The 19428-nt window shown below is 41.5% G+C and carries 21 protein-coding genes; 9 read left to right on the top strand and 12 right to left on the bottom strand.

From position 1 onward, the window contains the following. Positions 1-40 precede the first annotated feature (40 nt). The 5 genes from rplS to VR862_RS03150 form a co-directional block, all read right to left on the bottom strand. Positions 41-391 (bottom strand): 50S ribosomal protein L19, encoded by a 351-nt coding sequence (gene rplS, locus VR862_RS03170; RefSeq protein ID WP_324719494.1) that lies wholly within the window; start codon positions 389-391, stop codon positions 41-43. A gap of 115 nt (positions 392-506) precedes the next feature. Continuing rightward, positions 507-1193, bottom strand: a complete 687-nt coding sequence (gene trmD, locus VR862_RS03165) for a tRNA (guanosine(37)-N1)-methyltransferase TrmD (RefSeq protein ID WP_324719493.1) — start codon at positions 1191-1193, stop codon at positions 507-509. 71 nt (positions 1194-1264) lie between these two features. Further along, positions 1265-1846, bottom strand: a complete 582-nt coding sequence (locus VR862_RS03160) for a hypothetical protein (RefSeq protein ID WP_324719492.1) — start codon at positions 1844-1846, stop codon at positions 1265-1267. A gap of 346 nt (positions 1847-2192) precedes the next feature. Further along, positions 2193-3641 (bottom strand): glyceraldehyde-3-phosphate dehydrogenase, encoded by a 1449-nt coding sequence (locus VR862_RS03155; protein ID WP_324719491.1) that lies wholly within the window; start codon positions 3639-3641, stop codon positions 2193-2195. Between the two features lie 125 nt (positions 3642-3766). Beyond that, positions 3767-5134: a trypsin-like peptidase domain-containing protein gene (locus VR862_RS03150; RefSeq protein WP_324719490.1), complete on the bottom strand. Its 1368-nt coding sequence runs from the start codon at positions 5132-5134 to the stop codon at positions 3767-3769. 132 nt (positions 5135-5266) lie between these two features. Between VR862_RS03150 and dapF the strand changes: the two genes are divergently transcribed. The 4 genes from dapF to VR862_RS03130 all read left to right on the top strand — a co-directional run bounded on the left by dapF (position 5267) and on the right by VR862_RS03130 (position 8482). Then, complete coding sequence (gene dapF, locus VR862_RS03145; protein WP_324719489.1) at positions 5267-6061, top strand: diaminopimelate epimerase; 795 nt, start codon at positions 5267-5269, stop codon at positions 6059-6061. Further along, a complete protein-coding gene (locus VR862_RS03140) occupies positions 6049-6570 on the top strand; it encodes a GNAT family N-acetyltransferase (RefSeq protein ID WP_324719488.1) in 522 nt (173 codons plus the stop codon). The genes dapF and VR862_RS03140 overlap by 13 nt, the downstream gene beginning before the upstream one ends. A 1-nt stretch (position 6571) precedes the next feature. After that, positions 6572-7615 (top strand): endolytic transglycosylase MltG, encoded by a 1044-nt coding sequence (gene mltG / locus VR862_RS03135; RefSeq protein WP_324719487.1) that lies wholly within the window; start codon positions 6572-6574, stop codon positions 7613-7615. A gap of 192 nt (positions 7616-7807) precedes the next feature. Next, a complete protein-coding gene (locus VR862_RS03130) occupies positions 7808-8482 on the top strand; it encodes a peptidoglycan-binding protein LysM (RefSeq protein ID WP_324719486.1) in 675 nt (224 codons plus the stop codon). On the opposite strand, the gene VR862_RS03125 is transcribed toward VR862_RS03130, so the two are convergent. The 3 genes from VR862_RS03125 to dnaA are packed head-to-tail and all read right to left on the bottom strand — an operon-like array spanning position 8460 to position 11075. Next, positions 8460-9188 (bottom strand): SAM-dependent methyltransferase, encoded by a 729-nt coding sequence (locus VR862_RS03125; RefSeq protein WP_324719485.1) that lies wholly within the window; start codon positions 9186-9188, stop codon positions 8460-8462. The genes VR862_RS03130 and VR862_RS03125 overlap by 23 nt on opposite strands. A 1-nt stretch (position 9189) precedes the next feature. Further along, entirely contained in the window at positions 9190-9645 is a 456-nt protein-coding gene (locus VR862_RS03120; protein WP_324719484.1) for a low molecular weight protein-tyrosine-phosphatase, read from the bottom strand. A gap of 2 nt (positions 9646-9647) precedes the next feature. Further along, positions 9648-11075 (bottom strand): chromosomal replication initiator protein DnaA, encoded by a 1428-nt coding sequence (gene dnaA, locus VR862_RS03115; RefSeq protein WP_324719483.1) that lies wholly within the window; start codon positions 11073-11075, stop codon positions 9648-9650. A gap of 213 nt (positions 11076-11288) precedes the next feature. On the opposite strand from dnaA, the gene VR862_RS03110 reads away from it, so the two are divergent. Then, positions 11289-11687, top strand: coding sequence for an acyl-CoA thioesterase (locus tag VR862_RS03110; RefSeq protein ID WP_324719482.1), 399 nt, complete (start codon positions 11289-11291; stop codon positions 11685-11687). Here the strand turns inward: VR862_RS03110 and VR862_RS03105 are convergent. The 4 genes from VR862_RS03105 to ribD are packed head-to-tail and all read right to left on the bottom strand — an operon-like array spanning position 11681 to position 14814. Then, positions 11681-12298: an IMPACT family protein gene (locus tag VR862_RS03105; protein WP_324719481.1), complete on the bottom strand. Its 618-nt coding sequence runs from the start codon at positions 12296-12298 to the stop codon at positions 11681-11683. The genes VR862_RS03110 and VR862_RS03105 overlap by 7 nt on opposite strands. After that, positions 12289-13167: an EamA family transporter gene (locus tag VR862_RS03100; protein WP_324719480.1), complete on the bottom strand. Its 879-nt coding sequence runs from the start codon at positions 13165-13167 to the stop codon at positions 12289-12291. Before VR862_RS03100 ends, VR862_RS03105 begins: the two co-directional genes overlap by 10 nt. Further along, the gene (locus VR862_RS03095; protein ID WP_324719479.1) at positions 13164-13772 is read right to left on the bottom strand and encodes an HAD family hydrolase; all 609 of its coding nucleotides are present in this window, start codon (positions 13770-13772) and stop codon (positions 13164-13166) included. Before VR862_RS03095 ends, VR862_RS03100 begins: the two co-directional genes overlap by 4 nt. Continuing rightward, positions 13765-14814 (bottom strand): bifunctional diaminohydroxyphosphoribosylaminopyrimidine deaminase/5-amino-6-(5-phosphoribosylamino)uracil reductase RibD, encoded by a 1050-nt coding sequence (gene ribD / locus VR862_RS03090; protein ID WP_324719640.1) that lies wholly within the window; start codon positions 14812-14814, stop codon positions 13765-13767. The genes VR862_RS03095 and ribD overlap by 8 nt, the downstream gene beginning before the upstream one ends. 29 nt (positions 14815-14843) lie before the next feature. Here ribD and VR862_RS03085 point away from each other — a divergent pair, with 29 nt between their 5' ends. From VR862_RS03085 to ligA, 4 genes are all read left to right on the top strand, one after another. Next, a complete protein-coding gene (locus VR862_RS03085) occupies positions 14844-15329 on the top strand; it encodes a GNAT family N-acetyltransferase (RefSeq protein WP_324719477.1) in 486 nt (161 codons plus the stop codon). 278 nt (positions 15330-15607) lie between these two features. After that, positions 15608-16450, top strand: a complete 843-nt coding sequence (gene prmC / locus VR862_RS03080) for a peptide chain release factor N(5)-glutamine methyltransferase (protein ID WP_324719476.1) — start codon at positions 15608-15610, stop codon at positions 16448-16450. Continuing rightward, a complete protein-coding gene (locus VR862_RS03075) occupies positions 16447-17112 on the top strand; it encodes a VOC family protein (protein WP_324719475.1) in 666 nt (221 codons plus the stop codon). The genes prmC and VR862_RS03075 overlap by 4 nt, the downstream gene beginning before the upstream one ends. Next, positions 17109-19097: an NAD-dependent DNA ligase LigA gene (ligA, locus tag VR862_RS03070; protein WP_324719474.1), complete on the top strand. Its 1989-nt coding sequence runs from the start codon at positions 17109-17111 to the stop codon at positions 19095-19097. Before VR862_RS03075 ends, ligA begins: the two co-directional genes overlap by 4 nt. The last annotated feature ends 331 nt before the right edge of the window (positions 19098-19428 follow it).

Genomic DNA, 19428 nt, shown 5'->3' with positions numbered 1-19428 from the left:
CCCCAGTTTTGGGGCTTTTTCATTCAATATAGTTAGAGTATTAAGCTCTTCTTTCTTTGATACGAGCTTTCTTACCTGTAAGTTCTCTAAAGTAGTAAATTCTTGCTCTACGTACCTTTCCTCGTTTGTTGACCTCGATTTTTTGAAGTGCAGGAAGGTTAAGCGGGAAAATACGCTCAACACCAACAGTTCCACTCATTTTACGAATGGTGAAGGTTTGAGAAGCTCCTGTTCCTCTCTTCTGGATAACAACTCCACGGAAGAACTGCGTACGGGTCTTTTGACCTTCAGTAATTTCATAGTAAGCAGTAATAGTGTCCCCGGCTGAAAATTCAGGAAACTCTTTCTTGGTTACGAACTCGTCTTGTACAAATTTAATTAAGGATTCCATGTTTCTAATGGTTTAAAAATAAGTCTAAAACAACATTCACGGTGATCGCCAGAGGTTAATTTAGAAACGTGTGCAAAAGTAATAAAAATTCTTATTCTCTAAAGCAATGTAGAAATTATTTTCCTTCCTCTTTCAAAAGATCAGGACGTAAGGTTCTCGTTCTTTCCCAGGCCTGGTCTTCCCGCCATTCTTCAATTTTTGGCGTGTTCCCGGAGGTAAGGATCTCCGGCACCTTCCACCCCTTATACTCGGCCGGCCGGGTGTATATAGGAGGGGCGAGTAGATTGTCCTGAAAAGAATCGGTAAGGGCAGATGTTTCGTTGCCTAAAACCCCCGGCAGCAGTCGTATTACGGCATCACACAACACTGCAGCTCCCAGTTCTCCTCCCGAGAGCACGTAATCTCCCACCGAGATTTCCCTGGTTACGAAATGATCTCTTACTCGTTGATCTACTCCTTTATAATGTCCGCAAAGGATGATGAGATTTTCCTTCAGGCTCAACTCATTGGCCAGCCCTTGTTTCAAAGTGGCGCCATCTGGTGTCATGTAGATCACCTCGTCATAATCCCTTTCAGCTTTTAGAGCTGAAATACATTTGTCAATAGGTTCGATCATCATTACCATCCCGGCACCTCCTCCAAACTGGTAATCATCTACCTGTTTGTAGTTATCGGTCACGTAATCGCGCAAATTGTGAAGATGGATCTCAACAAGCCCTTTCTCTATAGCTCTTTTTAAGATGGACGCCTCAAAAGGACTCTTTAAAATATCGGGAACAACAGTAATAATATCAATTCGCATGGCGACAGAAGATTAAGCTTTGTAAGCTTTGAGCCCGCAAAGTTAAATAAAAACGTATAGTAGGTAGTGGCCTATTTAGCCATTTTTAGCTGCTTGTTCTTTTCATCCTGAAGCAAACGGCCCAATCTCTGTTCTTTTTCAAGAGATTTTACTCTGTAAGCATCGAACTCCTTTTCAAGCTCCGCGAGATTCTTACGCGCCTCTAAAGTATGTGTATGGCTTTTCTTGAATCTAACCACAAATAAGACCAGTGCCAGAACCAAAACCCCTATTATGCTCCACATAGTAGTATTGTATGCCGACTTGCTAACAGACATTCCTAATACAGCAATTTCATCTTTTTGGGCAGTCACTGTTTGTAGTTGCCCTTGTATCTCTTCAAGTTCAGCTTCAAGATCTGCAATTTTTACCTTCTGAGCCTTAAAAGCCTCTTTTGAAGCAGCAATTTCTTCTTTAAGTTCGGCGATCCTGTTAGAAGTTAGTTGTTGTAAAGTAGTAAGTTGATCTGTATCCACTACCTTATAACCTTTAAAATTATTGGAATTGGTAATCAACTCCTGAAATTTTTCGTCAATAGTGGTTTCTGTTGAGGTCTGTCCTACTGCCGTAGTAAGAGTGAATAAAAAGAGGGAGGCGAATAGAATTTGTTTCATAGCAATTTTAATTGTTTTTTTTGATCACTACCACAACGAAGGCTAACAGCTCTTATTGTTGAAGAAATCTCATTTTTTCTTCTTTAACTTCCTGTGTATAAGTGCCCGATGTGTAAGCGGATGCAAAACTAAAGAAAACTAACGGTCCGGCTTTAGACAGGTAAAACTATTTTTAGTTAATTTTTCACAGCTTTTGGAGCGTCCTCTTTTATCGATTTTTCTTCAATAGTTTTTCTTGAATTTTTTAGCCAATCCTTCTAAAGTGAACTTGAAAAACAACGATCATTGAACCATAAAAAACCCGCTACTTTTCAGCAACGGGCTTTCAAACTAATTAAACTCTCATTTAATAATAGGTAAACCGTCTTACTTTCGCGATGTATTTTGCCAGCCTTATGACCTGGTGGCTATAGCCATATTCATTGTCGTACCAAACGTATAATATAATGTTCTTGCCGTTACCCGATACTATGGTGGCGTTGCTGTCATAGATAGAAGGTTGTGCAGATCCAACAATATCTGTTGATACCAGCTCATTATCTATAGAGTATTTGATCTGCTCAACCAGATCACCTTCCAAAGCATATTTTCTAAGGATCTTATTAACGTCTTCTTTTGAAACTGCTTTTTCTACCTCCAGGTTGAGAATTGCCAAAGAGCCGTTAGGTACCGGCACTCTAATGGCATTAGAAGTAAGTTTGCCGTCAAAAACAGGAAGAGCTTTGGATACTGCCTGCCCGGCACCGGTTTCGGTTATTACCATATTTAAGGCGGCAGCACGGCCTCTCCTGTATTTTTTATGCATATTATCTACCAGGTTCTGGTCATTTGTATAGGCATGAATGGTCTCGAGATGGCCCTGAACCACTCCTAAAGAATCCTGTATCGCTTTTAGCACGGGAGTAATGGCGTTTGTAGTGCAGGAAGCAGCAGAAAAGATGGAGACCTCGTTTGGGTCATGTTCTAAATGATTTACCCCATGTACTATATTAGGAACTCCTTTTCCCGGTGCTGTAAGTAAGACCTTTGATGCTCCTTTTGAACTTAGATGCCTGCTTAGAGCTTCTTTATCTCTAAATGCACCGGTGTTATCAATAATAAGGGCATCTTTTATCCCGTAGGAGGTGTAATCGATCTCCTCAGGCTCGTTTGCAGAGATCATATGGACGGTAGTTCCATTGATGATAAGACACTTTTTCTTCACATCAAAGGAAACTGTACCCGAAAAATCCCCATGTACGGAATCATTTTTTAAAAGGCTTGCTCTTTTTTCCAGCACGGTCTCATCTATTTTTCCTCTGGTCACAATGGCTCTTAGCCTTAATTGGCTCCCTTTTCCTGTTCGGGTCATTAGTTCACGGGCAAGTAATCGTCCTATGCGACCAAAGCCGTAAAGAACAACATCTTTTGGAGTTAGTTCTTCAACTTTTTTTGCATCCTTTAGTTTTGAGGATACAAAAGCAGTAGCATTGGAGTGTTTGTTGTCTTCCAGGTGGTACTCGAAAGTCAGCTTACCAATATCCAGTTTGGAAGGAGGAAAATCCAACCGCTGAATAGCCTCTGCGATCTCTACTGAATCAAAAATAGAAATTGGCTTTTGTACAAATTCTCCTGCATATTCGTGCAGGTCGAGGATATCGCTCACGTTGCGGTCGATCAACTGATTCCTGAATAAAACCAGTTCGATGGATTTATCGTACCATAGATCACTTACCGTTTTTATGAATTGCACTGCCGCCCGGCGACGATCTGCCTGAAAGGCTAATTCTTTCTCGTAAACTTCGTTAGAGTTCATTTCTTTTCTTGGTGTTGTGTTGAAATTGCGGCAAAAATATATATTTCAAACGTTTTCGTAAAGAATTTTGAATAAAAAAATACCTGCCAAAAAGCAGGTATTTTCAGGTTGTTTTTCTCAAGAAATTATCGTCTCCATACATATTTCTGTTTCTCTCCATCGGGAGTCACAAAAGTTACTGAGATAGGCTCTCCGGCAGATCTTTTCTTCATGATCTTTTCTACATCTCCCACACTGCTAACGGGTATATTATCTATTGCAGTGATTATAGTGCCATAAAGTTGTTCATTTTGCATTTGGGGAGTTAGGCCTCTGGTTATCTTAACTCCATTCTCCACATTTCGTTCTCTTAGTTCCTCGGGCGTTGCATTGGTTACTTCCAGGCCTATAGCTTTGATTTGATATACTTCATACTTTGTGAGTTTAACGTCAAACTCTCTTGGATTTCCATCTCGAATAACCTCTACGGTTACTATATCATTAGGTCTTTTGGAGCCAATGTAGCCGGTGAGATCAGCAAATTTCCTGATCTTTACATTATCTATCTTTTGAATAACGTCTCCAGAGCGCAGGCCTGCTTTTTCTGCCCCGCTTCCCTGCTCAACTTCATCGATATAAACTCCTTCAGAAACTGTGATGTCATAATCACTGGGTACACTAGCCGCCTGCACGCCGCGAATACCAAGTATCCCTTGCTGTACATCGCCATATTCAAGAATATCCTCTACAATTTTACGGGCATTATTGGAAGGAACTGCAAAAGCGTAACCCACATAGGTTCCTGTCTGTGAGGTAATGGCGGTATTGATACCTATTAATTCTCCGTAGATGTTCACAAGAGCTCCGCCACTGTTGCCGGGGTTTACTGCTGCATCTGTCTGGATAAAGGAGGAGATGTTCTCGTCCATCCCAAGGTCTCGTGATTTTGCCGAAATAATTCCGGCTGTTACTGTAGAAGTAAGATTAAAAGGGTTTCCAACAGCGAGTACCCACTCCCCAATCCTGGCGTTGTCGGAATCTCCGAAAGGAAGATAATCCAGGTCCTCAGCATCAATTTTTAATAGGGCGATGTCGCTCTTAGGGTCGGTACCAATGACCTCGGCCATATAATTCTGATTATTGTTTAAGGTGACCTGAAGGCGATTTGCATTCTGGATCACGTGATTGTTTGTTACTATATATCCGTCGGGGGAAATAATCACTCCACTTCCGGCGCCGCGAAGGACCTGAGAGGTAGCCGAAGAAAATGGAGAAGTTCTAACTGCCGCAACGTTCTTTACGTGCACTACCGCATTTACCGACTTATTTGCTGCTTCGGTAAAATCTGCATTGGCATCTGCAGGCAGGGAATTCATATTTACCGGAGTATAGGCGGGAATAGTCCTGTTTTCCTGAACAAAGACAGCATCTTCATCAACAAAAAGAATGTATCCTCCTAAAGTAAGAACTCCGCTTAAAAGAGAGATCATGAGAAAACCAACATACTTTTTCATATATCTTAAAGGTTTTATTAATTGTGAAACAAAAATTTACAGTTTTAGTAGGTTTTTACCACCACTCAACTACCTGTTAAGGTCTCCCGTTTTTTATGTTTTGTTGTATCTTTGCCCCCTCAAATCCACCACATGAAGCTGAATTTTTTTAAATATCAGGGTACGGGAAATGATTTTATCATGGTAGATAACCGTACTTCGGTTTTATCCAAAAATGATACCAATTTAATTAGGTTCCTTTGTGACCGAAGATTTGGCATTGGTGCCGACGGCCTTATCCTGCTGGAAAATTCTCCCAAAGAAGGGGAAGATTTTAAAATGGTTTATTTCAACGCCGATGGTAATGAAAGCAGCATGTGTGGAAATGGAGGCCGGTGTCTTGTGGCTTTTGCAAAGCATCTGGGGATCATTTCAAAAGAAGCAGCATTTGGAGCGATAGATGGATTCCATAAGGCTGTTATTGAAGATGACCTCGTGGGTCTTAAAATGACAGAAGTAAAGAATGTCTCTGAAGTCGGTAATGACTATTTCCTGGATACGGGTTCTCCACATCATGTCATTTTTTCAGATGAAGTGAAGAATATTGATGTTCAAACAGAGGGATCTGCAATAAGGAATTCTCCTGAGTACCTTGCTAAAGGCGGTACAAACGTGAATTTTGTGTCGTCTCTAGACACTGCATCCTTTAACGTAAGAACATACGAAAGGGGAGTCGAGGCGGAAACCCTTTCCTGTGGTACGGGAGTAACAGCTAGCGCAATTGCTGCATACCATAGTGGGAGAACTTCTTCAACTACAGTGAAGTTGCTTACTCCTGGAGGTGATCTCACGGTAAGTTTTAAACCGACTTCCGAAGGATTTGAAGAAATCTGGTTAACCGGTCCTGCAAAACAGGTCTTTAAAGGAGTGGTGGAATGCAATCTTTAAAAGGAGAACTGGTTTATCTTAGAGCGCTGGAGCCTGAGGATCTTGATCTGCTTTTCGAAGTAGAGAATAATGAGGAGTTTTGGGAAGTAAGCTCAACCAGTGTTCCATTTTCCCGATATATCCTAAAGCAGTATCTGGAGAATTCACATAGAGATATCTATGAAGTTAAGCAGCTTAGGCTGGTGATTTGTGAAAATTCGGGGGAAGCAGTAGGTTTCATTGACCTGTTCGATCTGGATCCGGGGAATCGGCGTGCTGCGTTGGGGATCCTTATCATTAATAAGAATAACCGAAAGAAAGGATTTGGAACAGAGGCACTGCAACTGGTCTCGAAGTATTGCTTCACACATCTGGGCTTACACCAGGTCTATGCCAATGTTGGTGAAGATAATATTTCAAGTAAGCTATTGTTCGAAAAAGCCGGATTTACTGTGGCAGCAAGGAAAAAAGACTGGAACCTGGTGGATGGCGAATATAAAGATGAAATCACCTATCAATTGATCAATTAAAATGTATATCAAGAAAATATTAGTAGTAATTGCCCTTTTAGGGATCGTAGTGTTGGCGGGTTTTTCGTGGTATATATATGATGTGATATTTTCTTCAAACACCTCCTTTTCTGAAGAGACTGTAGAGGTCTTTGTTCCAACAGATGCAAATTATTCACAGGTACAGGAGCTCCTGGAGCCTTATGTGGAAGACCTGAATGAATTCAATATAGTTGCACAAAAGAAGGGCTATATCAATAATGTAAAGGCCGGAAGATTTATTCTTAAAAAGGGGATGAACAATAATGAGATTATTAATACTCTGCGAAGTACCAATGAACCGGTTTGGGTAACCTTTAATAATCAGGAACGCCTGGAAGATCTCGCCGGGAGGATTGCCTCACAGATTGAAGCAGACAGTATTGCACTCCTGAAAAGTATGAAGGACACGGCTTTTTTAAGGGAGTATGGCTTTAATGAGAGAAATGCTCTGGCTATGTATGTTCCTAACAAATACCAGTTCTTCTGGAACACATCGGCTCTGGAATTCAGGGAGCGTATGAGAAAGGAGTACAACAACTTCTGGAACGAAAAGAGACTGGCAAAAGCAGAAGAGATTGGGCTCTCTCCACATGAAGTGATGGTGCTTGCCTCTATAGTTCAAAAGGAAACTTCCAAAGTGGATGAAAGACCGAAAGTTGCAGGGGTCTATATGAACAGAATTAATAACGGATGGAAGCTCGACGCAGATCCTACTGTGATCTACGCTCTAAAAGACCGGCTTCAAAATTTTGATACGATCATTAAGCGCGTACTTTATGCCGACCTAACGATCGATTCCCCTTATAACACGTACAAGTATAAAGAATTACCTCCGGGGCCTATTGCCATGCCCGATATTTCGTCCATTGATGCAGTTTTGAATTACGAGGATCACAATTACTTCTATTTTGTGGCCGATGTAGAGAACTTTGGTTACCACAAATTTGCCAGGACCCTCTCTCAGCACAATGCCAATAAGAGAGCTTATGTCAAATGGATCAATGAACAAAAGATCAACAGGTAATCAATTTATTTTCAATAAGTTATTTAGAAGTACTATTTCTCTTTTTGGCACGTTCTATGCATTAGTCTGAGCACCAGAAATTCTTTTAAGATTGGTTTAACAGGTTGATAGTAAGATTATTAAAAAAATTCTTACATTTGTCGGCCGTTTTGAAAAGATCTGTAAGGTTTTTTGGAAGCAAAAACAAATAGGATGAAGAAGAAAGTTGCAAAATTTTCAGTATTACCGGTTGTAGGAGCATCGATATTCTTTTACAGCTTTTCCACCAGGGAAGCGCAAGATTTGACCGATGCGGTTCTTGAAGAATTCAAGACAGTTAATGAAGAGCTAAGCTTTGAAGTTCCGCATGCACCAGATGCTGTATCCTTTGATCCACAGCTTCGTTCATATCCGGAATTGGGTAAATCTTATGTAGCTTTTAAAGAAGCACTGGGCTTTAAAGAATCAGGTGGTGATTATAAGGTCATCAACGAGTTTGGCTACATGGGGAAATATCAGTTTGGAAGGGGAACCTTGAAACTGATTGGAGTAAGAGATACTAATCTTTTCTTAAATTCTCCCGATCTTCAGGAAGCTGCTTTTTACGCCAATGCGTCCAGGAACAAGTGGATCCTTAGAAAAGATATAAAGCAGTTTCAGGATAAGGTGATCAACGGGATCAAGATAACGGAGTCCGGGATCCTGGCGGCCGCTCACCTTGCTGGTCCCGGGAATGTGAAGAAGTTCCTTAGAAGTAACGGAACGAATAGCTTTAGCGATGGCTTCGGAACATCAATAAAGCATTACTTTAAAAAATTTGAAGGCTACGACACTTCCTTCGTAGTGCCAGATAGAAAAGCGAAGGTTAATAATCCTTCTGTAATATAAAGATGGTGGGCCTTTTGTGAAGGTCCACTTTTGTTTTACGCCATTCTGTAACGGTTTTTGTCACCACAAATTCTGAACTTAAAGTTAGATCACAAGCAACACAAATTCGGGTGCCGGGATGAAGGGTGGCGGTAAGATCTTCCAGCATTTTATTGTTCCGGTAAGGAGTTTCAATGAATGCCTGCGCCTGATTTTTATCCAGTGAGATCCTTTCCAGGTCCTTTATCTCAGCTTTTCTTGCGGCTTTATCAATTGGCAAATAGCCATTGAAGGCAAAATTCTGTCCATTCATGCCCGATGCCATCATTGCAAGAAGAATAGAGGAGGGGCCAACCATCGGCACAACCTGAATACCTTCACGATGTGCGATCTTCACTACTTCGGCTCCGGGATCGGCTACTCCGGGACAACCCGCCTCACTTAAAAGCCCAACATCTTTGCCCGATTTACAGGATTCCAAATATGACGGAATATCAGCAGGATCTGTATGCTTATTGAGAAGGAAAAAGCTTAATGATGGCTGAGATTTTTCCGGAACCAGTTTTTTAATGGCTCTTCGGGCTGTCTTTTCATTTTCAGCAATAAAAATATTCAGCCTTCTTACTTGTTGTTGTACAGTTGCGGGTAAAACCTCCAGGGGTTCATTGTCTCCCAGGGTGGTTGGAAGTAAAAAGAGTTTTCCGCTATGAGAAAATGTGGTGTTCAATCTATTGATACTTTTGTGCAATCACTTCACAGGCTTCATCCAGCATTTGATAGACCTTCTTGAAGCCATCTGCACCTCCATGATAAGGATCTGGCACCTCGACATTTTCACCTGGAAAGATCTCATTAAGGATCAAAGAGACTTTCTTTTTATCTTCTTCATTTCTGGCGAGGGAAAGCACATCGTAATAATTAGACATATCCATGACGTAGATTTTGTCAAACTCATCAAAATCTTTAGCTGAAAACTGGCGGCCGCGTTGTGAGCTAATATCGAGGTTGTTTTGCCTGGCTATGTCAATAGATCGGGTATCTGGGCATTCATCAATATGATAATTGCTCGTCCCTGCCGAATCGACATAAATTTTTTCAGGATCAATTTTAGATTTTAGAATGCCTTCGGCCAGGGGTGACCTGCAAATATTGCCAAGACACACCATCAGGATCCGGGTTTTCATTCTTAAAGAGTAAGTTTTTTGTTGATGTCCTCAACAAATTTATTGAATTGCTTGTCTGTTGATGCCAGGTTATCAACAGTCTTACATGCATGAAGAACAGTGGCATGATCTCTTTTTCCTATCTGGGAACCTATACTCGCCAAAGATGCCTTTGTGAACTTCTTTGCAAAGAACATAGCGAGTTGCCGCGCCTGTACGATATGTCTTTTCCTGGTTTTGGACTGTAGAGTCTCAACATCCATTTGGAAATATTCGCTAACTATTTTCTGTATATAATCAATAGAAACTTCCCGCTTCGTATTCTTGACATAGTTGTCGACAATCTTTTTAGCAAGGTCAAGAGTAATGTCTTTCTTGTTGAATGAAGAATGCGCAATTAGAGAAATTATGGCTCCTTCCAGCTCGCGGATATTTGTTTTAATATTGTTCGCCAGGAATTCCACGATATCTTCGGGCATATCAACCCCGTCGCGATAAAGTTTATTCTTGATAATGGAGATCCTTGTCTCGGTGTCGGGATGTTGCAGTTCTGCCGAGAGTCCCCATTTGAAGCGGGATAGCAGTCTCTGCTCAATGTCCTGCATATCTACCGGTGCTTTATCACTGGTAAGGATCACCTGTTTGCGGTTTTGGTGCAGGTGATTAAAAATATGGAAGAAAACATCCTGTGTTCCGGCTTTACCGGAAAGTAACTGGATGTCATCCACGATCAAAACATCTATGATCTGGTAGAAATGAATGAAATCATTTCGGTTATTCTTTTTAACTGATTCAATATATTGCTGCGTGAATTTTTCCGCAGATATATAAAGTACGGTCTTTTCTGGATATTTGTCTTTGATCTCGATCCCGATCGAATGGGCGAGATGAGTTTTTCCCAAGCCAACCCCGCCAAAAATGAGCAGTGGGTTGAAAGAGGTCTCTCCGGGTTTATTGGCCACTGCAAGTCCTGCAGATCTTGCCAGCCTGTTCGAATCTCCTTCCAGAAAATTGTCGAAATTATAGCTCGGGTTAAGCTGAGATTCAATTTTCACATTCCTGATCCCGGGAATGATAAAAGGATTTTTAAGCTCCGGGTTCTTGTTCTTGATGGGAACATCAACTTCCTGGGAAGCTACGTTAGAGCGGTTTGTACTCGGTATTTTTTCTGTAAAAGGTTGCTTGTTCCCATAGGTGTTTTCCATCCTTATTACATATACCAGTTTCGCCTGGTCTCCGAGGACCCGGTTTAACGAAACTTTAAGAAGTTTAACATAATGCTCTTCCAGCCACTCGTAGAAGAATTTTGAAGGTACCTGAATGCTTAGAGCTTTATCTGTAAGTTTCACCGCCTGAATAGGTTCAAACCAGGTTTTATACGCCTGGGGGGTAATGTTGTCTTTAATGAAGGCTAGGCAGCTATTCCAAACTGATTGCGCAGTTTCTGACATTCCGGATTCTAAATTAATAATACGTTTGTTAGTAGTGACTTCCATAAGAAAAAGAGAAAAATTTCTTTCTCCCGGGTTTATTAGAGCAACAAATATGTGAACAAATTATCTGAAAAAAAAACGTTTTGGCACTTGAAATTTAACAAAATTTTTAGCATACTTCGTTCATACGTGAAAGTACAAAACCGATTTAAATAATCCATTAAAAAATTCATGAAAAGCCACTCCACCTGTGTTAAAGTTCGATATGCAGAAACAGATCAAATGGGCGTTGTCTACCACGGCAATTATGCGCAATATCTTGAAATAGCCCGTATTGACTGGCTTGATGCCCTGGGGATCTCCTATAGAAAAATGGAAGAGGAGGGAGTGATGCTTCCGGTATATGAGCTAAAAATAAAATTTAAAAAGTCAGCAAAGTTTGATGACAGGCTCACAATAGTCACTCAGCTAAAAAGAAAACCGGGCGTAAGAATAGAGTTTACATATGAGATCTTTAATCAGCACGACGAATTATTAACAGAGGCAGAGACGAGCTTGATCTTTATGGACATGGAAAAGATGAAGCCAATGAAATGTCCGGCAGAGCTTCTTGAAAAACTAGGTTATTGATCCTCCAGTTCAGTGATCTTTACTTTATAGGTAGCATCAAATTTTTCATAGATCCTTTCTGCTTCTTTTTTGCGAACCGCAATAATGATCTGGCAATCGAGTTCCAGGATCTGCTCTACAACATTCAGGTTGTTTTCTTTGATCACCCGCATCACCTTATTCATTTCGGGATAATCAAAAGAGATCTCGAATTTTACATCAATGGTTCGGGTGACAATTTTTGAAGCCTCCAGAGCCATTTGTGCAGCGGTCTTATAGGCATTGATCAATCCGCCGACTCCCAATTTGACCCCGCCAAAATATCGCACCACTACTATTAAGGTATTGGTGACATCAAAGGATTGTAATTGTCCGTAGATAGGCATTCCGGCAGAATTTGAGGGCTCGCCGTCGTCATTTGCCCTGTAGTGAACTTCCGATTTTCCCAGCTGCCAGGCATAGCACCAGTGGCGCGCCGCATGATGTTTCTTTTTTAGATCCTCAAGGTGCTCCTTTATTTCTTCTTCGGAAGTCACGGGAAATGCATAACCAAAGAACTTACTGTTCTTGTCTTTATAAAGAACTTCTTCTGAAGGTTTAGTGATCGTTCTGTAAGTGTCCTTTACATCCATTCTTCAGAAGTTGCAATTAGTATGATGCTGGCAATTGCCAGTAGAATACCTATCCAGTTTTTGGCCAGCATTTTTTCCCTGAATAGCAATATCCCAAGGAAAGTCGAAATCATCACTATAGCTACGTTGTTCAAGGGAAAAATTGTAGAGCTTTCCAAACCCTCTGTTCTTAATGCCATTACCAGGAAATAGATGGACCCGAAATTCGGGATCCCTAAAGCTACTCCGCCAATCACGTTTTTTAAGTTTAGGCTCAGGTTGCCTTTTATCTTTTGAATGATCAGGATACAAACCCCAATAACTCCTGCAATGGCAAAAATAGTGGAGGAGAAGAGCGCAACATCAGCTTCAGCCACATAAGAAGTCTCTAAAAATTTTAGCGTAGTGTCAATGATACCACTACCAAAGAAGACAAGGAGCGGAAATATCAAGTTGCGTTTCCTGATCTTTATACCTTCTTTTTTCTTGATCGAAGTGAGATAAACCGCAATAAGGGCCAGGATAATTCCGGTGATCTTGATCCAGCCCGTGCTCTCGTTGTATAAGATTATTCCGAAGAAAACAGGAATAGCGACCGACATTTTTGTAGCCACAGATACCACCGATAAACCACTTTTTTGGGTGGTAATGGCGGCGAGATAAAAAACTGCGATAAACATGAAGCCCAGGATAATGGTGCCCAAAAACCAGCCTTCAGAAACTATTTTTACAGGATCAAGCTTCTGTTGATCTACCAGCATTCCTGCCGAAAATGCAAAAAAGTAATTAAAGATAATCGCTTGCAACGTATTGATCCCAAAGCGTTCAAAAAGCTTGAAGATCACAAAGATAACACTCGAGGAGAGTACGCTTAACAGAAGATAGATCAAAATAATTCACTTTTGATGGTGAAAAGATCGGTCACATCTTCTTTTGAAGGATCGATATTCCAGGTATGGATCCCAATCGCTGCGGCTGCCGTAGTATTCTCTTCTGTGTCATCGATAAAGAGAGTTTCCCCGGGTTTTAGGTTGTGCTTTTCCAGGACAAAATGAAAGATATCGGCATCGGGTTTGCGCAAATTTATCTCCTGGGAAAGGTAAAAGGCATCAAAACAGTTCTTAAACTCCTCAAAAAAGGAAATATTCTGCTTTACCCAATCAATATGAATGTGATTGGTATTACTTAAAAGTATAAGTTCATATTTTCCTTCTTTTTTTAGTTTCTGAAGAAATTCAAGTCGGTGCTCGGGAAAATCCACAAGAATTGCATTCCAGGAATTGGTAAATGCTTCCGATGTCAGCTTCGGAAAAGAGTTACAATACCCGGAAACAAATTCTTCCGAACTTATCAGGCCTTTCTCATAGAGCTGATTCTGCTTCAGCATTTCCTCTGAAAAATGGGTAATTTCATGCTTCTTTAATTCCCGGGCCGTAGCCGGCTTATCCAGGTTCAGGAAAACATCCCCAAAGTCAAATATGATGGTCTTAATCATTCAAGAATATCTTTAAATCGTCATCACCCGTTTTTGTTTCAGAAATTGGCCTGCCCTGCAAATCGGGGGCTTTTGTTCCCTCTTTAAAATAGGGTCTTCCGGTGAAAATTCTGGCTTCATCCCACATTTCAGCTGCAATAAAAGTCTGAAGGGTTTTTCTTCCGCCCTCAATGATGACCGATTGAATTTCATGTCTATATAAAATTTCGCAAACCTGCTTCGGAAGATCTCCATTAAAATCAAGGGTCTCAAAAATGACATTTCCGGTACCCAGACTTTCCGGAAGTTTTTCAGTAAGAACTATGGTTTTGACAGATCCGTCAAAAAGGTGAGAATCCTGTGGGATTCTCTGATTTCGATCGAGAACCACACGAACAGGATCATTTCCCTGCCATAGCCGGGTGTTGAGTTTCGGGTTGTCCATCACCGCAGTATTGGTGCCCACCAAAATTGCTTGTTCGATTGCCCGCCACTTATGTACAAGTTGTTGCGAATATTTTCCGGTGATCCATACCGGTTCCCGTTTTGCATTTTTTGGAGGAGTGGGAGCTAAAAATCCGTCCCCGGTTTGGGCCCACTTCAATATAATATAAGGACGTTGTTTTGTGTGATAGGTGAAAAATCTCTTGTTGAGTTCGCGACATTCCTGCTCGAGCACTCCCACCCGAACCTCGCAGCCCGCATCCATGAGCTTTTTTATTCCCTTCCCGGCAACCTCTGAAAAAGGATCCACCGTTCCAATTACCACCTTTTTAATTCCGCTATCGATTATGAGATTGCTGCAAGGCGGTGTTTTTCCGTAGTGGCTGCAGGGTTCAAGGCTCACGTAAATTGTGGATTTGGGAAGCAGACTTTTGTCTCTCACTGAATTTACCGCATGAACTTCGGCATGAGGTTCTCCGGCTTTTTGATGCCAGCCTTCGCCAATTACCCTGTCATTATGAACGATCACGCTGCCCACGACAGGGTTTGGATAAGTGCGTCCAAGCCCGTTTTGAGCCAACTGAATACAGCGGTTTATGTATTTTTCGTGTATCTTCACCCGCACAAAAATAGCATTTAATAAAGATAATGAGCACTTACACAATTCGGGAAATAAAACCTGAAGATAATGAGCAGGTTAAGTCGGTCGTACAAAGCGTACTGGTAGAAATGGGAGTTCCTAAAGTGGGAACGGCATACGAAGATGCTTCCCTTAGCGATATGCATGCCGAGTATGATGAAGATCGTAAAAAATATTTTGTTGTTGATGACCACGGAAAGATCATAGGAGGAGCCGGAATTGCGCCGCTGGCAAACTTTGACGGCTCAATTTGTGAACTTCAAAAAATGTATTTCTTACCTGAAGTCCGCGGAAAGGGAGTTGGTGCCGAAATGATGAAAAAATGCCTCGAATTTGCCAAGGCACAGGGTTACGAGAAGTGCTACATTGAGACCATGCCTTACATGGAACAGGCTCAAAAACTTTACAAACGCTCCGGATTTGAGCGTCTGGATGGGCCGCTGGGGGATACAGGTCACTATAATTGTAGTGTTTGGATGATTAGAGATTTGTAATCTCAAATCCCAAAAACTAAGCACCAAATTCCAAAACCTGATTTGAAGATTTGAAGATTTGCTAATTTGAAAATATTTTATTTGCACTAATCTGGTAGATAATTTCTAAAGTCCCCCTTCAGGGGGGATTTAGGGTTATTCTGCGGAAATCAGCGTTATCTGCGGGAAACAGGGAAAGAGTAGTACCTTCCTGTTCTACTTTTTGCTCTTCGTGATCTTTGTGTGAAAATTCACAGAGCGTATTTTTAAAATTGCTCCCATATCGTAACCTTAAATCCATGAAAATAACAGCCTTTAAAAATCACTTTTTTGACACCCTGGCCGGAGAATATTCGACAGAGGAAATAGGCTCCTTCTTTAATATTCTTGCGGAAGATTATTTGAGTTTGACAAGGTTGGATATTGCTTTAAGACCCGACAGGGAATTATCGGAAAAGGAAATTGAAGTATTGACCACTGCTTTGCAGCGGCTAAAACTACACGAACCGATACAGTACATCACCGGACACACAGAATTTTTCGGGCTTGACTTACAGGTGAATCGGGATGTTCTGATTCCCCGGCCGGAGACTGAAGAGTTGGTGGAATGGATGATCCTGGACCTCACGGGGAAAAAGGTAGAGATCCTCGACATTGGAACCGGGAGTGGCTGTATTGCCATTGCCCTGGCAAAAAATCTTCCGGAAGCAAAAGTGACTGCCGTAGACATTTCTCCCGAAGCTCTTGCAGTGGCCAAGTCTAATGCCCGAAAGCATGAAGCCGGCGTGAATTTTTTGCAGCTGGATATTCTCGCTACCCAAAGATTTTCACAAGATTTTGATGTTATTGTTTCAAATCCACCTTATGTAAGGGAGTTGGAGAAGGAGCACATGCAGCGGAATGTTCTGGAACACGAGCCGAAGACAGCCCTTTACGTAAAAGATGAAGATCCGCTTTTATTTTATAATAAGATCACGACTCTAGCTGCTGAAAATTTACCTCCTGGAGGGAAGCTTTTTTTCGAGATCAACCAATACCTGGGAAAGGAAACCGAGACCCTTTTACAGAAAAAAAATTTCCAAACCACCTTAAAAAAGGATATTTTCGGGGCAGAACGTATGCTCAAAGGTGTAAAAGCATGAAAATAGAATATCTCAAGATCTTCAGTCAAAAGATCGAAGAACAAAAGACGTTTTACCGGGATGTGCTGGAGTTGCCCGTAAAGGAAAGTGGGGAAAGCAGTTTTCGGGTGCAAATAGGTTTTTCAGCATTGGAAATTGAGGAGCATAAAGATGCTACTCCTTATCATCTTGCCTTTCATATTCCGCAACAGCGGGAAAATTCTGCCCTGGCATGGCTTGAAAAAAAGCTGTCCGTTTTAAAAAATGATGGTGATAAAATAGTCGATTTTCCTGCCTGGAAAGCAAAATCCCTTTACTTCTACGATGCCGATAAGAATATCCTGGAGTTTATTTCCCGAAGAGATTTTTATCCCGCTCAAAAAGATGAATTTTCTTCAGGAGAGATACTTGGGATAAGTGAAGTCGGACTTGCAACCACTAATGTGGAAGAAAAATTTTCTTTTCTAAATGAGAATTTCGGACTAGAAAAATATTCCGGAGATTACGAACGCTTTTGTGCAGTGGGAGATGATGAGGGCCTTTTTATTATTATCAATAAAGATCAAAAAGATTGGATCCCAACCGGCGATAAGGCATTTGCCTCGCCATTTGAACTAAAAATATCTGTTGAAAAAGCCTTTTTCGGGGTAGTATTCAGAAACGAAAGACTTGAACTTCTATGAAACCGGGAGAAAAGATTAGTGCTCTGAGAAAGGAGCTGCATCATCATAACCATCTTTATTATGTACTCGACAAGCCGGAGATCTCCGATTATGAATTCGATCAAAAGCTGAAAGAACTTCAGGAGCTTGAGGAAAAGCATCCGGAATTTTATGACGAGAATTCCCCGACGCTTCGGGTTGGAGGTGCCGTGACAAAGAATTTTGCCACCGTGGTCCATGAGCACAGAATGTATTCCCTGGATAATTCCTATTCAAAAGAAGACCTGGAGAATTGGGAGAAAAGGATCGTTAAGCAGGTTGACGGGGAGGTAAATTTTACCTGTGAACTTAAATATGACGGAGCCTCCATTAGTCTTACCTATGAAAAAGGGGAATTTAAGCAGGCAGTGACCCGGGGGGATGGTATCCAGGGAGATGATGTGACCAACAACGTACGAACCATTCGGTCTGTTCCCTTAAAGCTGAAGGGAGATTATCCCGAAAAATTTGAGATAAGAGGAGAGATCGTTCTACCGTATGAAGGTTTCGCGCACCTCAATGCAGCCCGTGTAGAAGCAGGGGAAGAGCCATACGCGAATCCTCGGAACACAGCTTCAGGAAGTCTGAAGTTGCAGGACAGTGCCGAAGTTGCAAAAAGACCATTGGACTGCCTGTTGTACAATTTCGCGGGAAATAACCTGGGAATTAAGACCCAGTATGAAAGTCTTCAGAAGGCAAGAGAGTGGGGGTTCAAAGTTCCGGAAGAGGCTAAACTCGCGAAAAACCTGGAGGAAGTTATGGATTTTGTCAACTTCTGGGATGTGCACAGGCATGATTTGCCTTACGAGACTGACGGAGTGGTGGTGAAGGTGAACAGTTTGCATCAACAGGAGGAACTTGGTTATACGGCAAAGGCTCCGCGCTGGGCAATGGCTTATAAATTTAAGGCAGAACAGGTTTCTACAAAGCTGAATAAAATTACTTACCAGGTTGGGCGTACGGGGGCAATTACTCCTGTAGCCAACCTTGAGCCGGTACAGCTGGGAGGAACAACAGTGAAAAGGGCTTCTCTTCACAATGCAGATCAAATCGAAAAGCTGGATGTTCGGGAAGGGGATGAAGTTTATGTGGAAAAAGGAGGGGAGATCATCCCTAAGATAGTGGGAGTAGATTTTACCAAACGTGACCCGGAATCTGAAGCTACTCAATACATTACAAATTGCCCGGAATGTGATACCGAACTGGTAAGGAATGAAGGCGAGGCACAACATTACTGTCCCAATTTCAATGGTTGTCCTCCACAGATCATTGGAAGAATTCAGCACTTTATTTCCAGAAAAGCCATGGATATCGAAGGTCTGGGAGGCGAAACGGTAGCTTTACTGGTGAATGAAGGATTAATAGGTAACTACGCCGACCTCTACGAGCTAAAGAAGGAACAGATCCTTCCCTTGGAACGAATGGCCAAAAAATCTGCTGAAAACCTGATCACCGGGATCGAAAATTCAAAGCAGATCCCATTTGAGCGGGTACTTTTTGCCCTCGGCATAAGATATGTGGGTGAAACTGTAGCCAAAAAACTGGCAAAGCATTTCAAAAATGTAGATGCTTTAAAAGAGGCAAAAAAGGAAGAGCTTGAGAATGTGGATGAAATAGGAGAGAGGATAGCCGAAAGTGTTGTGGACTTTTTCCGGGACGGGGAGAATGTAAGAAATGTGGAGCGATTGAAAGATTACGGCTTACAGTTAGAGATTTCTGCGGAGAAACTTGCAAATCAAACAAACAAACTGGAGGGACAGACCTTCGTGGTTTCGGGAGTTTTCGAAATGTCGCGCAACGACCTCAAGAAGCTCATTGAAGACAACGGCGGGAAAGTTTCGGGCTCCATTTCATCCAAAACAAGCTACGTCGTAGCCGGAGAAAACATGGGACCAAGCAAATTGGCTAAGGCTGAAAGCTTAGGAATTCCGATCATCGGCGAAGAGGATTTTTTAAAAATGCTTTAGATATACCTGCCCAAAACTCTAGATCAAGGCCCTGTTTTACTCCTATTATTCCTGTGTTTGTACTACTATCTGCAATGACTGAAAGGAGGGTACAATAGTAATTTTGGCCCTTTAAACCTGGCCTCCTTGTGCACGTAATAGTTTGAAGATCTATAGAATTTTAAATTTTTGTAGGTATTTTCTTTCATTACAGACAAGCTGATTATTCTTCTTGTATTCCGGATATTGTACTTCTTTTTCTGCATAAGACCTTTTTCTGCTAATAAATTTTCTTAATTAAAAGTTAAAATGTCAGAAATAAAATTATCTTAGCTCTACCAAGTTTACTCTT

It is taken from the genome of Salinimicrobium aquimaris (genome assembly GCF_035607535.1).
Classification (GTDB): Bacteria; Bacteroidota; Bacteroidia; order Flavobacteriales; family Flavobacteriaceae; genus Salinimicrobium.
The sequence above is the reverse complement of the archived record's forward strand: the minus strand, read 5'-3'. Positions and strand labels throughout refer to the sequence as shown.

Excerpts from the sequence above, each read along its gene's own strand:
- ligA (WP_324719474.1), top strand. The coding sequence starts at position 17,109 with ATGAAACCGGGAGAAAAGATTAGTGCTCTGAGAAAGGAGCTGCATCAT.
- VR862_RS03075 (WP_324719475.1), top strand. The coding sequence starts at position 16,447 with ATGAAAATAGAATATCTCAAGATCTTCAGTCAAAAGATCGAAGAACAA.
- VR862_RS03105 (WP_324719481.1), bottom strand. The coding sequence starts at position 12,298 with ATGGATGTAAAGGACACTTACAGAACGATCACTAAACCTTCAGAAGAA.
- dapF (WP_324719489.1), top strand. The coding sequence starts at position 5,267 with ATGAAGCTGAATTTTTTTAAATATCAGGGTACGGGAAATGATTTTATC.
- VR862_RS03085 (WP_324719477.1), top strand. The coding sequence starts at position 14,844 with ATGAGCACTTACACAATTCGGGAAATAAAACCTGAAGATAATGAGCAG.
- VR862_RS03155 (WP_324719491.1), bottom strand. The coding sequence starts at position 3,641 with ATGAACTCTAACGAAGTTTACGAGAAAGAATTAGCCTTTCAGGCAGAT.
- VR862_RS03150 (WP_324719490.1), bottom strand. The coding sequence starts at position 5,134 with ATGAAAAAGTATGTTGGTTTTCTCATGATCTCTCTTTTAAGCGGAGTT.
- VR862_RS03160 (WP_324719492.1), bottom strand. The coding sequence starts at position 1,846 with ATGAAACAAATTCTATTCGCCTCCCTCTTTTTATTCACTCTTACTACG.
- VR862_RS03095 (WP_324719479.1), bottom strand. The coding sequence starts at position 13,772 with ATGATTAAGACCATCATATTTGACTTTGGGGATGTTTTCCTGAACCTG.
- VR862_RS03140 (WP_324719488.1), top strand. The coding sequence starts at position 6,049 with ATGCAATCTTTAAAAGGAGAACTGGTTTATCTTAGAGCGCTGGAGCCT.
- VR862_RS03110 (WP_324719482.1), top strand. The coding sequence starts at position 11,289 with ATGAAAAGCCACTCCACCTGTGTTAAAGTTCGATATGCAGAAACAGAT.
- rplS (WP_324719494.1), bottom strand. The coding sequence starts at position 391 with ATGGAATCCTTAATTAAATTTGTACAAGACGAGTTCGTAACCAAGAAA.
- trmD (WP_324719493.1), bottom strand. The coding sequence starts at position 1,193 with ATGCGAATTGATATTATTACTGTTGTTCCCGATATTTTAAAGAGTCCT.
- prmC (WP_324719476.1), top strand. The coding sequence starts at position 15,608 with ATGAAAATAACAGCCTTTAAAAATCACTTTTTTGACACCCTGGCCGGA.
- VR862_RS03120 (WP_324719484.1), bottom strand. The coding sequence starts at position 9,645 with ATGAAAACCCGGATCCTGATGGTGTGTCTTGGCAATATTTGCAGGTCA.
- mltG (WP_324719487.1), top strand. The coding sequence starts at position 6,572 with ATGTATATCAAGAAAATATTAGTAGTAATTGCCCTTTTAGGGATCGTA.
- dnaA (WP_324719483.1), bottom strand. The coding sequence starts at position 11,075 with ATGTCAGAAACTGCGCAATCAGTTTGGAATAGCTGCCTAGCCTTCATT.
- VR862_RS03130 (WP_324719486.1), top strand. The coding sequence starts at position 7,808 with ATGAAGAAGAAAGTTGCAAAATTTTCAGTATTACCGGTTGTAGGAGCA.